The sequence below is a fragment of the Mesorhizobium sp. AR02 genome, from assembly GCF_024746835.1.
GTDB lineage: Bacteria > Pseudomonadota > Alphaproteobacteria > Rhizobiales > Rhizobiaceae > Mesorhizobium.
Window position 1 is genome coordinate 1,061,471 of the sequence record NZ_CP080531.1, and the last position, 13,875, is coordinate 1,075,345.

The 13,875-nt window shown below is 57.4% G+C and carries 10 protein-coding genes; 5 read left to right on the forward strand and 5 right to left on the reverse strand.

The genetic code is table 11. The features are described 5' to 3' along the window. Window positions 1-334: 334 nt before the first annotated feature. Genes DBIPINDM_RS09605 through DBIPINDM_RS09620 form a run of 4 tightly spaced genes read right to left on the reverse strand, consistent with a single transcriptional unit; the run spans window position 335 to window position 4,786 of the window. Window positions 335-1,204 carry a carbohydrate ABC transporter permease gene (locus DBIPINDM_RS09605; protein WP_258585500.1) on the reverse strand — a complete coding sequence of 290 codons (870 nt, stop codon included), beginning with the start codon at window positions 1,202-1,204 and terminating at the stop codon, window positions 335-337. A gap of 27 nt (window positions 1,205-1,231) precedes the next feature. Beyond that, a complete protein-coding gene (locus DBIPINDM_RS09610; RefSeq protein WP_258585501.1) occupies window positions 1,232-2,194 on the reverse strand; it encodes a carbohydrate ABC transporter permease in 963 nt (320 codons plus the stop codon). Window positions 2,195-2,231: 37 nt separating this feature from the next. Next, window positions 2,232-3,617: an ABC transporter substrate-binding protein gene (locus DBIPINDM_RS09615; RefSeq protein WP_258585502.1), complete on the reverse strand. Its 1,386-nt coding sequence runs from the start codon at window positions 3,615-3,617 to the stop codon at window positions 2,232-2,234. Window positions 3,618-3,655: 38 nt separating this feature from the next. Then, window positions 3,656-4,786 carry an ABC transporter ATP-binding protein gene (locus tag DBIPINDM_RS09620; RefSeq protein ID WP_258585503.1) on the reverse strand — a complete coding sequence of 377 codons (1,131 nt, stop codon included), beginning with the start codon at window positions 4,784-4,786 and terminating at the stop codon, window positions 3,656-3,658. A gap of 410 nt (window positions 4,787-5,196) precedes the next feature. Between DBIPINDM_RS09620 and DBIPINDM_RS09625 the strand changes: the two genes are divergently transcribed. Then, a complete protein-coding gene (locus DBIPINDM_RS09625) occupies window positions 5,197-6,699 on the forward strand; it encodes a GMC family oxidoreductase (protein ID WP_258585504.1) in 1,503 nt (500 codons plus the stop codon). A gap of 153 nt (window positions 6,700-6,852) precedes the next feature. Here DBIPINDM_RS09625 and DBIPINDM_RS09630 read toward each other — a convergent pair whose 3' ends face one another. After that, a complete protein-coding gene (locus DBIPINDM_RS09630) occupies window positions 6,853-7,704 on the reverse strand; it encodes a helix-turn-helix domain-containing protein (RefSeq protein ID WP_258585505.1) in 852 nt (283 codons plus the stop codon). Between the two features lie 169 nt (window positions 7,705-7,873). On the opposite strand from DBIPINDM_RS09630, the gene hisD reads away from it, so the two are divergent. The 4 genes from hisD to hisN all read left to right on the forward strand — a co-directional run bounded on the left by hisD (window position 7,874) and on the right by hisN (window position 13,799). Then, complete coding sequence (hisD, locus tag DBIPINDM_RS09635; RefSeq protein WP_258585506.1) at window positions 7,874-9,223, forward strand: histidinol dehydrogenase; 1,350 nt, start codon at window positions 7,874-7,876, stop codon at window positions 9,221-9,223. Next, entirely contained in the window at window positions 9,210-11,042 is a 1,833-nt protein-coding gene (locus DBIPINDM_RS09640; RefSeq protein WP_258585507.1) for a thiamine pyrophosphate-binding protein, read from the forward strand. The genes hisD and DBIPINDM_RS09640 overlap by 14 nt, the downstream gene beginning before the upstream one ends. A 456-nt stretch (window positions 11,043-11,498) precedes the next feature. Then, window positions 11,499-12,878, forward strand: coding sequence for an aspartate ammonia-lyase (locus tag DBIPINDM_RS09645; RefSeq protein ID WP_258585508.1), 1,380 nt, complete (start codon window positions 11,499-11,501; stop codon window positions 12,876-12,878). Window positions 12,879-12,965: 87 nt separating this feature from the next. After that, a complete protein-coding gene (hisN, locus tag DBIPINDM_RS09650; RefSeq protein WP_258585509.1) occupies window positions 12,966-13,799 on the forward strand; it encodes a histidinol-phosphatase in 834 nt (277 codons plus the stop codon). Window positions 13,800-13,875 lie beyond the last annotated feature (76 nt).

The window sequence follows — 13,875 nt, forward strand, 5'->3', positions numbered from 1 at the left end:
TCGTAGTTAGTGTGGCCACTCAATAGCAGGCACCTCCTCGGCTTTGCGGGCCAATCCCACGGAAAAACGTTATAGCGGTGATCCCCGCGCGGGAATTAAAGTCGTAGGATTGGCCGATCTCGAAGGTTGATGAATAGGCTAGCGCGAACGCCGCCTGCCCCGAAGGCGAAGCCGAATGCCAAAGCAAAAAAACCCGCGAGTAACCGATGAAACGTATGGAAAAGGCGCCTTTCGTGCCGACCGAAATTCCGCATTGATCCGTCCCTGCGCTGGCGAGGCGCGATTTGCATATCGTCTCCCAAACCGGGGACTTTTGGTCGACATGAGTTAGGTGTCAGCGAACGGCACCGCTGAGAGCAAAACCAGCCCGGAACGAGCGCGACATCAAAAGGTAGAGTATGACGACGGGCAGCGAGTACAGGATCGAAAACGCGGCCACCGCGCCATAGTTGATGGCTACGGAATTCATGAACCCATACATCCGCACCGGCCCGGGCTGCTCGGCGGCCCGAGTGATCAACACGAGCGGAATCAGGAAGTTTCCCCAAGCGTTGACGAAGCCGAAGATTGCCGCGGAAGCAATGCCAGGCATGGTCAGCGGGATGACAATCCTGCTGAGGATCTTCCAGGTGCTGGCCTTCTCGATGTGAGCAGCCTCTTCTAGGTCCAGCGGAATGGCATCCACCGCATTCTTGATGAGATATATTTCGAACGGCAATGCCGTGACCCCCAGCAAGACAGCGGTTGGAAGAATTGAAAGCCATCCGAAATAGCTGAACATCTTGTATATCGGAACAATCAGGATCGAGATTGGAACTCCTGAAAGGAAGAGTATCGCCAACAGTATCGGTCCCTTCCACGGAACATGCTGACGTGAGAAGGAGTACGCGGCCATGAATGCAGCAACTGTGGCAACCACCGTCGCGATCAATGACAGGATCAGGCTGTTGATCAGCGCCCCGGTGTAATCCGGCTGCAGCGCCAGAGCATAATTTTTCATTGTCATATCTGGAAGCTTGAGCTGCCAAGACGCGTTGGAGTCGACGGACGCTGCAAACAACCACAACATAGGCAGAAGGAAGAAGGCGCCAATCACGAGCAACGTAGCGTTGCTGATGACCTTCGTCAGGCTCCAGCGTTTGGTGCGGATCGGCGCCGTCGAAGGCATCTGGGGCATCACGTTCGGACGTGCTGTGGTGGACATATTGGCTATCCGATCTGAACAAAGGGATCAGAGTGAAGTGGATTTCGGCGAGCGCCCCCGGCTTCGGGACTGCGCCAGCCACACATAGGCAACGCCGAGAACGCCAGAGATCAGGACAATAACGTCACCCAGCAGGGCCGCATATCCCAGCTTCTTGAAAGTGAAGCCCTGCAGATAAGAATACACCGGCAATATATTCGAATCCCCGCTAGGTCCTCCTTGTGTCATCAGGTAGATGAGGGTGAAATTACCAAAAGACAGCAGCGTCATTAACAGAGCTGAAGTCAGGATCGTGGGCTTCAGGATCGGCAGCGTCAGACGCGTAAGGCGTTGGTAGGCATTGGCGTCCTCAAGTTTCGCAGCTTCAAGCATCTCTTGGGGAACGTTGCGTAGCGCGGCCGAGAAAATGATCGCGGCCAGGCCGGCGAGCGACCAGGTATTGGCTAGGGAAACGACCAACATGGCGTGATCATAAAGTACGTCTGCGTGGGGATATCCGAACAATACCGGGAATACACCGCCCTGTGTCGTGGCAGCGTACCAAATGATGGCGATCGCCGCCGGCGGGAGGGTCCACGCGACGATCGCCAGGCTGCTCACGACCACGCGGACGGACGTGAGAGCACTTTGTAAGGCCAAGGCTATCACTAGCCCCAAGATCGTAGTTCCGACGGCTCCGGATCCGACGACGAAAACCAGCGTCAACCAAATCGACCGATAGAAAATCTGGTCCGACAGGAGGAAGTAGACGTTTTGTAACCCGGTGAAGCGGTAGTGAATTGAGTTTGGGCCAATGAGCTGCAGATTGGTGAAGCCGAGATACACCGAATAGCCCACCGGATAGATAAACAGACCAATCAGCAATGCTGCTGCAGGGAACAGGAGCAACAAGCTCGAGGACTTGAAGCGCGGCTTGTCCAGCCGCGCTCCGAGCTGCGCTGCGAGAGCGTCCAAAGTCGTCGTGGCGGAATTGTGAGGCAGATCGACCATTGGAGATGCTCCCGAGATGGGCTGTCGCAGCCCGAGGCTAGTTGCGTACTTCGACCTTGTCATCGCCGAGCTGACCGGCGACATAGTCCTTCATGGATTTGACAGCCTGATCGAGGCTCGTGTCCGGGTGGAGAACGAGAGTCTCGGTTGCCTGCGCGATGGCGAACGACCAGACCTTGTAGCCGGCGTTGGAAGGGGCGCTCTTCGCAATTGGGAGCAGATCCGCGAATTCCTTTTGCGTCGACGGGGCAAAGTCGATGTAAGCCTTTTCATTGACGTAGGCAGGAATCGCCGGAACAAGACCACCATAATTGCCGACCTCCAGAGCATAGTCTTTCTGGAACATGAAGTTGACCAGTTTCCACGCAAGGTCCGGGTGCGGGGAAGCCTTGGCCATCACCATGCTCCAGCCGGAAAAGGCGGTGGCGGTACCAGGCGCCTGACCTTGCGAGGTTGGAAGCGGCGCGATGCCGATGTCCTTCACGCCTTCGGGCCAGCAGGGACCGCAGATCACATTGTTCCAGATCTGCGGGACATAGTTGCCTCCAAGCGTGATGCCGATCTGGTGCTTCGGCAGGAACGGCGCCACGATGCCTGGGCCGTTGGCATTCAGGATTTGCGAGGCCGGAGCGAGAAGGCCTTCGGCAGAAGCCGTGCGATAGAAATCGAGGACCTCACGAATGCCCTTGCCGTCGACGACCCACTTGTCGTCCTTCTGATTATAGAATTCCGGATCGCTGGAGCCGTACATGAAATTAAGGGCGCCCAGGACAACGCCCTGTGTGCCCTGAGCCGTTCCCGTGAGTACCCAGAGCGGCCAGACGTTCGGGTCGGACTTCTTGATCGCTCTGGCGGCATCCAGAATATCATTCCAGCTCTTGGGCTTCCAATCGCCTGGAAGATTAGCCTTGGCGAAGATGGTCTTGTCGTAAAGCAAAGCGTTGGTGTTGACGCCCTGGCTGACCGCATAGACCTTACCGTCTACCGTGCCCTCTTTCTTGACCGGCTCTACATACTGCGACCACCAGTCGGTCTTGGCGAGTTGATCGTCAAGCGGGGCGAGAAGATCAGAGGCTACCCACTGACCGAGTTCCGGTGCCGGGACCTCTGCCACATCAGGAAGAGCGCCCGGGTCTGTATACATCAAGCTGAGCTTGGTCAGGAAGTCATCATAGCCGCCCTGGATCGGAACCAGCTCGACCTTGACGTCGGGATTCGCCTTTTCAAAGCCGTCCCTGATTTCGCCGAACCACTTTTTGGCCAGATCCGGGCTGCTCATGAAATAGTCGGCGCTGAATGCAACCTTCAGCGTGATTGCGTCCGCCCATGCGAAAGTCGCGTTGGCGGTCAATGCAGTCGTGAGCGCCAATCCAAGCAAGGCCCTTCGCGGAAGGGTTGCGCTGAACATGTTATGAAATCCCATTTTCTTCTCCTCTGGTTGGTGTCGCTTTTTTGGATGGGCTACGCGCCCTGGCGTTCGACGATCCGGGCAGGCGTTGTACGCAAGGTGTTTCCTGATACGGGCTCGAAGAAATGGAGATCGTTCGGATCGAAGACGAGATCTGCCTTTTGGCCGATCCGAATGTCGGCGAAACTGGGGAAGCGGGCATTCACTTCCACGCCACCTACATCAACCAGAACAAATGTCTCCGACCCGGTTGTCTCGATCGCACGAACCGTGCCGAAGATATGCTCGCGGCAACGGGAGGGGGCATCTTTGGTCCAATGGAGATCATCGGGCCTGATACCGAGTTCAACTCGCGACGGCAGATTGGTCGACGCAAAGAAGCGGTCAGCCTCTACGGAAAAAACCGAACCCAGGCACTGGATGCGTCCCAAAGCGCCATCGCGGGTCAATTCGGCGGGCAAGATGTTCATGCGAGGTGATCCGATGAACGTTCCGACGAATTTGTTGGCGGGATTTCGGTAGAGCTGGGCCGGCGTGTCTACCTGCAGGATCCGACCCCGATCGAAAACAGCGATGCGATGTCCCATTGTCATCGCTTCAACCTGGTCGTGTGTGACGTAGACCGTCGTCACGCCCAGGCGCCGCTGAAGGTCAGATATCTCGGCACGCATATGCGTGCGCAAGCCAGCGTCGAGATTCGAAAGAGGTTCATCCAGAAGGAAGATACGCGGCTCGCGGATCAAGGCGCGGCCAAGCGCGACGCGTTGCCGCTGCCCGCCCGACAGTTCGGAGGGCTTGCGATCCAAGAGACCGTTCAACCCGACAAGGTTAGCGACCTTCTCCACGCGACTGTTGAGGTCGGATCGATTCTCCTTGCGAACTTCTGGGCCGAAGGAAAGGTTGCCTCGCACGCTCATATGCGGATAAAGCGCGTAGCTCTGAAACACCATCGCGATATCGCGCCTGCCCGGCGGCGTCAGGGTGACATCCTGGCCATCGATGAGAACGCGGCCATGGGTCGGCGTTTCAAGGCCAGCAAGCATCCGCAAGGTTGTGGTCTTGCCGCATCCAGATGGGCCAACAAAGACGATGAATTCTCCGTCTTTGATGTCCAGATCAAGGTTGGGTATCGCCACGAAATCGTTGAATACCTTCCAAATTCCTTCGAAGGATACGGTTGCCATGTGCTTCAGATCCCCAAGTACGTGTGATGGGAGAGCGGACAACAAAGGCAGTTCAGGGATTCCCCCTTGGGGTCGAACCATGGGCCTGGCAGACGGGCCAACGGGCCAGATACATGCAATTGCGGGGAAATCTCGTCGGGCGCAGCAACGTTCGTGCTCACTTTTTTCTCCTCTGTCCCCAACGATGGCATCCATGAGCCATTTCTTAATTGAAGCGTACTCCACGGGTGCGTCACCACAATTTCGCAAATATGCGATATGTGGCGCAACATGACGCATTTTGACCAAAGGCTGCTTTTCTCGGGACGGTCCAAACGCTATAGCGCGATAAGGTGATGCCCGCGGACGGCAAGTCGTCATGAGCGCACCTTTATGTGGTCTGCGGGCCAACCTCAGGCATTGGACTTGTTATGAAAGAGTATGACGTCATCGTTATTGGCAGCGGCGTCGGCGGCGCCATTACGGCACGTCGCCTCTCTGAAAGGGGCGCGCGAGTCCTTATCGTTGAACGCGGCGGTTTGGTGCCGCGCGAACCAGATAACTGGAGCGTCCCGACGGTCTTCTTTGAGAAGAAATACAAGGCAAGGGACACTTGGCTGGACCGCCATGACAACAGCTTCGACCCCGGCATGTTCTACAATGTCGGCGGGTCCACGAAATTCTACGGGGCCGCGATGTTCCGCCTACGGGAGCAGGACTTCGAAGCCCTGGCGCATCGACGCGGCGTCTCTCCCGCGTGGCCATATCGATATGCCGACCTTTCGCCCTACTATGACGAAGCCGAGCGGATATTCGGCGTGCACGGAGACGATCACCTCGACAAAACGGCGCCGCCGCGCGGCACACCGTTTCCCTACGGGCCGGTGAAGTCAGAGCCGATCGTTGAACGAATGGCACAGAGTTTCCGAAACCAGGGCCTCTCGCCCTCCCCGTTGCCGCTCGCCGTGAATGCAGCGCCAGCGGGCACATGCATCTTGTGCCGGACATGTGACGGTTTCCCGTGCAAGATCGGCCAGAAGAACGATGCGGAAACCTGTGGTGTCGAACCTGCACTGGCAACCGGTCGGGTCGATTTGATGACGCAGGCCTTTGCGCGTCGTCTTTTGACCACGCCCGATGGCAAGCGCGTCACCGCGGTTGAAGTCGATCATGCCGGCACGGTAAAGCGGCTGCAGGCTCCTCTTTTTGTTGTTTCATGCAACGCCGTCAACAGTTCGGCCTTGCTGCTCCGTTCAGCCGACACCGGGACGCCGAAAGGCGTGGCGAACAGTTCCGATGTCGTCGGGCGGCACTATATGGTGCACAATCAGACCGCGTTGATGGGGCTCTCCCACCGCGTGAACTCCACGGTCTTCCAGAAGACCCTCGCCCTCAATGACTGGTACTTCGGCGACAATGCCTTTCGCTGGCCCATGGGACAGATGCAAATGCTCGGCAAGCTGCAAGGAGGCATGCTGACCGCGAGTGTGCCTTACATGCCAAGCTTCCTGGGGGATCGAATGGCCAGACACGGGATGGACTGGATTGGCCTATCCGAAGATCTCCCAGACCCCAACAACCGGGTTACTCTCAACGGAGGCCGCATCAAACTCTCCGTGACCTTGAACAATATGGACGGACATCTCGAACTCGTCCGCCGGATGAAACGTGCGCTTCAGCGGGCGGGATATCCTATCGTCATCACCAAGTCGCTCGTCGCCCACGCAACGGGTCACCAATGCGGCACGGTTAGGATGGGGAATGATCCCGGAACGTCGGCCCTGGATCCGTTCTGCCGCGCGTGGAATCAGCAGAACCTGTTTGTTATTGATGCCTCGTTCTTCCCATCTTCAGCGGCTGTGAACCCGGCCCTGACGATAGCCGCCCAAGCTTTGCGCGCGGCCGATCATATAATGGCGACTGATCTTGCGTGATGGGCACTTGGCCACCGAGCCTTTTGAAGGAATTCTTCGAGACAAGGCGCGATGCAACCGTTTTGATTGGGTAGCCGGGAAAGCTCCGCGCCTAGAGGCAAGATCTTAGCAAAGTCGCGACTCTCGCGGGCTTTTCACAATACATCGTCGCCCTCATCGCCTGGGGCCTGCCAATCCGGATCGCGGCAGCATTTCATCGCTGCCCAGGAACTGCCTGACCTCAACTGGGATTGACGGGTCGTTTTCCTCGAGTGTGGTCACCCGCTTCAGATGCTCCTTTTGCAGCATGCCGGGGCCTTGGTAATGCATCGCGACCTTTGTGGCATACGGCGGTCGTAGCATTGTAGCTGCGATGCCCGAAGTGATCCCGAACATAAAGTTCTTGGCGCTTCGCCGAACAGGTGCGTAAATTCCGAATGTCATCTCATTCTTCTGCCCGACCTCGAAATCCACGGAGAACATTCGGCCCTCTAGCGGGATCGTGAAGCCATGGTACTTGAAGACATAATCCGCCTTGGTGGGCCGATCGAAGCTCGGAAATCGCTCAATATAGTAGTGCTGAAGGAAATCACGATTTCGATATAGGCAAAATGCCGAACGCAATATTTTTCCCCGGTAGATGCTGGAATATTGATAGCGATCGTACATTCCGATGTGCACGTCGCTAGCAGCTCTCTGATGCAGAAGGCTGGTTTCAAGAAAGCTACTAAATCTTGCCGCATGCCGAAATGTCTCTAGGGCGTGAAAATAATTACCCTCAATAAGCATTCTAAATTCTTCATTGTCAACAAATAGAACTTCTGGGCTTACCCCAAAATATTGAGCAATAAGTCTTCGATTCTGCACCGACGGGATATGCGCGCCCGACATATACTTATTAACTTGCTGGCGGTTTATTTTCATCTTCCGACACACATCGGAAATCGAACCGCTACGCTCGCACAGAAATCTCAAATTGGCAGCGAAGTTCTCCGCCAAAAGTGCCGTATCGTCGTGCATCGTCATTGAATTATTGCTGTCCACCGCGAAAGTCCGCAGGAGAGATATGCGTCAACCTGCGCCAAGTATCAAGGCTCTGCGAAATTGTGACAGCTGCAGGCCTGTCGCAATCTCACCACAGCGGCAAGCTTTGCGCCCCCTTGCGCGACGACCTGGCAGCCAAAGGCGGATACGAATGATCAGACATATCAAGTTGGCGGAGGCTCGTGCTTCCAACTTTCAGGACGATGCTCTTACCAAGGCTGTCCAGGCGCTTCTTGACGAGGTGGAAAAGGGCGGAGACGCAGCGGTTCGCAAGCTTGCCGTCCGCTTCGATGGTGTGGATCGACAAAGCTATAGGCTCACCAAAACCGAGATCGAAGCCTGCCTGAACAGCGTATCCAAACAAGAGCGAGAAGACATCGAGTTCGCACAAGAGCAGGTGCGCAATTTCGCGGAAGCCCAGAAAGCCGCTTTGACCGACATTGAGGTCGAGACGCTGCCGGGCGTCATACTCGGTCATCGCAATGTTCCTATGCAGAGCGTCGGCTGCTATGTGCCCGGTGGCAAGTATGCGCTGCTTGCCTCGGCGCACATGTCGGTGCTGACCGCCAAGGTGGCAGGATGCGAGCGTGTCATCACTTGCGCTCCGCCATTCAAGGGCAAGCCAGCACCGCTGATCGTCGCGGCCCAACACCTGGCCGGGGCTGACGAGATATATGTCCTCGGTGGCGTGCAGGCCGTTGCCGCAATGGCACTTGGCACCGAAACCGTCGAGCCTGTCGATATGCTGGCTGGCCCTGGCAACGCCTACGTCGCCGAGGCCAAGCGTCTCCTTTTCGGCCGCGTCGGCATCGACCTCTTTGCCGGTCCGACTGAAGTTCTCATCTTGGCCGATGATACCGTAGACGGAGAATTGGTCGCGACAGACCTGCTTGGGCAAGCGGAGCATGGTACCAATTCGCCGGCCATCCTGGTGACCAATTCCGAGAAGCTCGCCAGGAACACTTTGGCTGAAATCGAGCGGTTGCTCAGGATCATGCCGACCGCTGAAATCGCCGGGACAGCATGGCGCAATCACGGTGAGATAATCCTTTGCGAGACGCGGGAAGAGATGCTGGTCGAGGCTGATCGTATCGCTTCAGAGCACGTTCAGGTTATGACCGCGGATGACGACTGGTTTCTCAACAACATGAGGAATTATGGCGCGCTGTTCCTCGGCGCGCGCACGACCGTCGCCTACGGCGACAAGGTGATTGGCACCAATCATACTCTGCCCACCATGCGCGCCGCGCGCTATACTGGCGGGTTATGGGTCGGCAAGTTCATCAAGACCTGCACCTATCAACGAATTTTGACCGATCAGGCCTCCGCGATGGTCGGTGAATACGCATCGAGGCTGTGCATCATGGAAGGGTTTGCTGGCCACGCCGAGCAAGCCAATCTCCGAGTGCGGCGTTACGGTCATCGCAACATCGAATACGCCACTGCTGCCCACCCGTTGGCCGCGAGCAAGCAAATGGAGGAAACCAATGAAACACGATAAGAACGTGAAAGGCGCGGTCGTCGCGCAGGAGATGACTGGCGGCCAGATTATCGTGGATCACCTGATCCGCGAGGGTGTGACCCATGTTTTCGGCATCCCTGGACACGGCGATACAGCGCTTATGGACGCGTTCGTTGACCGTAAGGACGAAATCCAGCTTTTGCCGGCCATGCATGAGCAAAATGCTTCCCACATGGCTGATGGATTCTACCGGTCCTCGGGCAAGGTAGCCTGCGTCGTGACATCAATCGGCCCGGGAGCCACCAACACCCTGACCGGCATAGCGACCGCATTCGCGGACTCGTTGCCGCAGCTTGTCATCACCGGCGGTGTTCACACCTACATGATGGGGCGTGGCGTTCTTCAGGAAGTTGATCGACCGCATTCGGACAACTTCCCGCGCATGGCCGAGCCCGTGGTGAAGCGCTGGTTCAATCCGAGTCATGTCGAGCAGATCCCCAACATGATGGAGCAGGCCTTCAACGCCATGCTTGAGGGACGCAAAGGGCCAGTCCTCTTGAATGTCCCGCAAGATGTCCAGGCCGAGTTTGCAACGGTCACAATAGGCGACGGCAAGAAGCGCCGTACCGCCGCGCGCGCCTTCGGCGATCCAGAATACATCACCCGCGCCGTCGAGCTGCTCCTTTCGGCGGAGCGTCCGGTGCTTCTGGCCGGCGGCGGTGTCATCCAGGCGGAAGCAACGGACGAGCTGATAGCCATCGCGGAGTTTCTCGGCGCTCCGGTCACCACCTCCTTCATGGGCAAGGGCGCGTTCCCCGAAGACCACGAATTGTTCGCATGCGCGTGCGGCGACCTTGGTTCGATCCCTGGCAATGCAATGACGCGATCGGCGGACGTGCTCCTGGCGGTTGGCTGCCGTTTCTCCGACCGCATCACGTCCTCTTACCAGCCGGGGGTCACATTCGACATTCCGAAGACCAAGCTGGTCCAGGTCGATCTGGATGCCTTCGAAATCGGAAAGAACTACCCTGTGGAAGTCGGAATTGTCGGCGATGCCAAGGCTGTGCTCGGCGCCATTCTGGCGGAGCTGAAAGCCAAGGGGCAAAGACGTGACTACAAGTCCACTGCGCAGTTCAAGGAACTGGAGCAGCGCAAAGTGGAATGGGAGGAATTCCTTCGGCCTCTGCGCACAGCCAATGTCCAGCCCATGACTGCTTCCCAGGTACTGGTCGAGGTGCGCAAGGCGTTGCCGCGCGACACGATCGTTGTTACCGATTCTTCCAATCCGCAGAACCAGGTATTCAACGAATTCCCGGTTTATGGTCCGCGCCAGCACATCACGCCTGGCGGCATGTCGGGGATTGGCTTTGCCCTGCCCGCCGCAATCGGCGCCAAGCTGGGCAAGCCGGAGGTACCAGTCTGCGCTGTCTTTGGCGACGGCGCGTTTCTCCAGACAGGAACTGAACTCGCCACCGCCGCAATGCTCGGCACGCCGGTGATCTTTCTTGTCATCAACAATGGCGGCTGGGGCGCGATCCGCAACCTGCAGCTGAACATGTTCGGCGAGGACCGTGAGATCATCACGGAGTTCAAGACACCGGACGGCTCGAAGTGGATGGCCGACATTGCCGGCGTCGCGAGAGCTCTCGGCTGCGAGGGCGAGCGTGTGGTCGATGCCTCTCACATTGGTGCGGCGATTGAACGGGCTCTGGCGTCCGGGAAGCCGTATGTCATCGACGCGATCTGCGCGATCGAACGGCCCTACTCCAACATGCACGTGACCGGCTGGTGGGACATTACCGTCCCCGCTTACCTGGGCGACCTGCGCGCCAAATATGTGAAGGGACGCGGGTTCTGATCGACGTGAGAGCCAGTCGGCAACAGCTGGCTCTCACTCCAAATGTTTGGAGTTGTTCAATGACAGATAACCGACGGCCGAATGTCAAAAATGGCCTCCCACGCCAGCTGTTCTGGATCGCGATCGTTGCGATTCTCCTATCTCCACTTTTCCCCGCAGCAATAAGAACTCTTGGCGAGCAAAGTGAATTGCGGGGTCGACTCGCGGAATCGCAAGTTGCCTTGCTCAACTACTACTTCGGTGGAAAATAGTGTCTCACAGACACTGAAGAGATCAGAACAACTGCATCGACCGAAAACGATCGTTGGCGACGGATGTGGTCGGTGTTGGCGCCATGCCTGAGACACATCGCCTTCATGCGGGGTCAGCAACTTCTCGCCTTGGAGCAAGCGCGTGGGCAGTCACCTTCTTAGGCCAAGTCCTTCTGACATTCGTCAGGAGTCGGACTCTCTTGGAATGGTCGAAGTCCCCCAGCGCGCATACTATGGATCGCAAACCGCACGCGCCATCGAGAATTTCCAGATATCGGGTATCTCGATTGGGCACTATCCTCTTCTCATCAGAGCCCTTGCCCTAGTCAAGAAGGCTGCGGCGCGAGCCAACTGTCAGCTTGGCGATCTATCAGAAGCAAAGATGATTGCCATCGGTCACGCCTGTGACGACATAGCTGCCGGCCATCTGAGTGACCAATTCGCTCTCGATGTCTTCCAGGGAGGCGCAGGAACCTCCACCAACATGAACATCAACGAGGTGATCGCAAATCGGGGCCTCGAGACTATGGGGCTGCCGCGTGGCAACTACGCTGCGCTTCACCCAAACGATGACGTCAACCGTTCTCAGTCGACCAACGACGTCTACCCGACGGCCATCCGGCTTGCACTTCTGCTCGCTGCCCCCGAACTGATCGACGCGTTGTGGGCGCTCATAGGCGCGTTCGAATCGAAGGCGTTGGAGTTCGCCCACATTCTCAAGCTGGGTCGCACGCAATTGCAGGATGCAGTTCCGATGACCTTGGGTCAGGAATTCGGTGCCTTCGCGATCACGGTCCGCGAGGACATCGACCGCCTTCGGGAGGCAATGGACCTGCTGCGTGAGATCAATCTCGGAGGCACGGCAATTGGCACCGGCATCACAGCGGATCCGGGCTATCAAAGGGTCGTTGTTGCGGAACTTGAGGCTGTTGCCGCCACGCGACTGAAGCCGGCTGCAAACCTTATTGAAGCCGGCTGGGACACTGGTGCCTTTGTCCACTTTTCCGCGGTTCTGAAACGGGTAGCTGTGAAGCTGTCGAAGATTTCCAATGATCTACGGCTGCTTTCTTCCGGACCTCGCGGCGGTATTGGAGAAGTGCGGTTGCCTGCCGTCCAGCCAGGATCCTCGATCATGCCCGGCAAGGTGAATCCGGTAATCCCTGAGGTTGTGAACCAGGTTGCCTTCCATGTGATTGGACAAGACGTCACTGTGACGCTCGCAGCCGAAGCTGGACAGCTGCGGCTTAATGCCTTCGAGCCGATTATCGTATTCAGCTTGATGCAATCCATTCGTCTACTTACCAACGCGGCCCGGGTCCTGGAGACCCGCTGTGTGGCCGACATCAAGGCCGACGAAGCGGCCTGTGGAAGGCACCTCCTATCCGGAACTGCACTGGCCACCGCTCTGGTCCCGGTCCTTGGATATGAACGCTCGGCGGAGCTCGTCGAGGCGATCTTGGCAAGCGGCAAAACCCTACGAGAGCTGCTTATCCAGGCAGATGACCTGTCGCCTGATCTCATCGACGACATACTGAACGCCGAGGAAATGACCCGGCCATCGCGAGCACGGAAGGCAAAGACGTGACCGCCTCCTGCGGCGACCGGGCTCAATCCAGGTTTAGACGAAGACCAGCAAGTCGCAACCAAAACACACTTTGACAGGATCGTGCTCATGTCGAACGAACCCCTCCCATCCCTAGAGTTCTTCCTCACATTGGTCGAGGCCGCGAGCCGTATCACTCTCCCTAGATTTCGGACTCGATTGGCTGCTGACGCAAAGTTCAAGGCTGGCGTCAAGTTCGACCCGGTGACCGACGCGGACCGAGAAGCTGAAATCGCCATTCGCGAAATGATCAGCTCAACCTATCCGGATCATTCGATACTCGGTGAAGAATTCGGCACAACGGGGCGCGGACCCATACAATGGGTCATAGATCCGATCGACGGAACAAAACCATACCTGTGCGGCATCCCTGTATGGGGAACACTCATAGGGCTCACAGTAGCCGGCCGAGCCGTACGCGGAATAATGAGCCAACCTTATACAGGTGAATTCTTCTGGGGCGACGAGTCTGAGGCATTCTGCGAGAGTGCCCGCGGGAGATCAAAGCTGCGCACAAGTAGTGTTCGGGTCCTACCCGACGCCATCTGCCATACGACCTCGCCAGAGCCTTTCGCCCGGCGCTCAGACCGAGGTTTTGCAAAGCTCTCCTCAGCAGCCAAATTCACCCGATACGGAGGGGAGTGCTACGCATTTGCGATGCTGGCTGCCGGCCAGATCGATTTGTGCGTCGAACCATCAATGCAGCCGTATGACATCGTGCCGCTCATTCCAATCATTGAATCGGCCGGCGGCATTGTTACACGCTTCGACGGCGGTCGCGCTGAGCGGGGCGGCAGAATACTGGCGTCAGCCAATCGGTCACTCCACGAAGCTGCGCTGGAAATGCTCAACGATGCCGAGCTCGGCGCGACGCAAACAACCCAAGATATTTCAGTGAGTTAACATCTTGAATGCGGATGCTTACCTTGATCGATCGAAACGAGTAGGCGCGCGAGAGCGGTGGGCTACTTATGTTGCC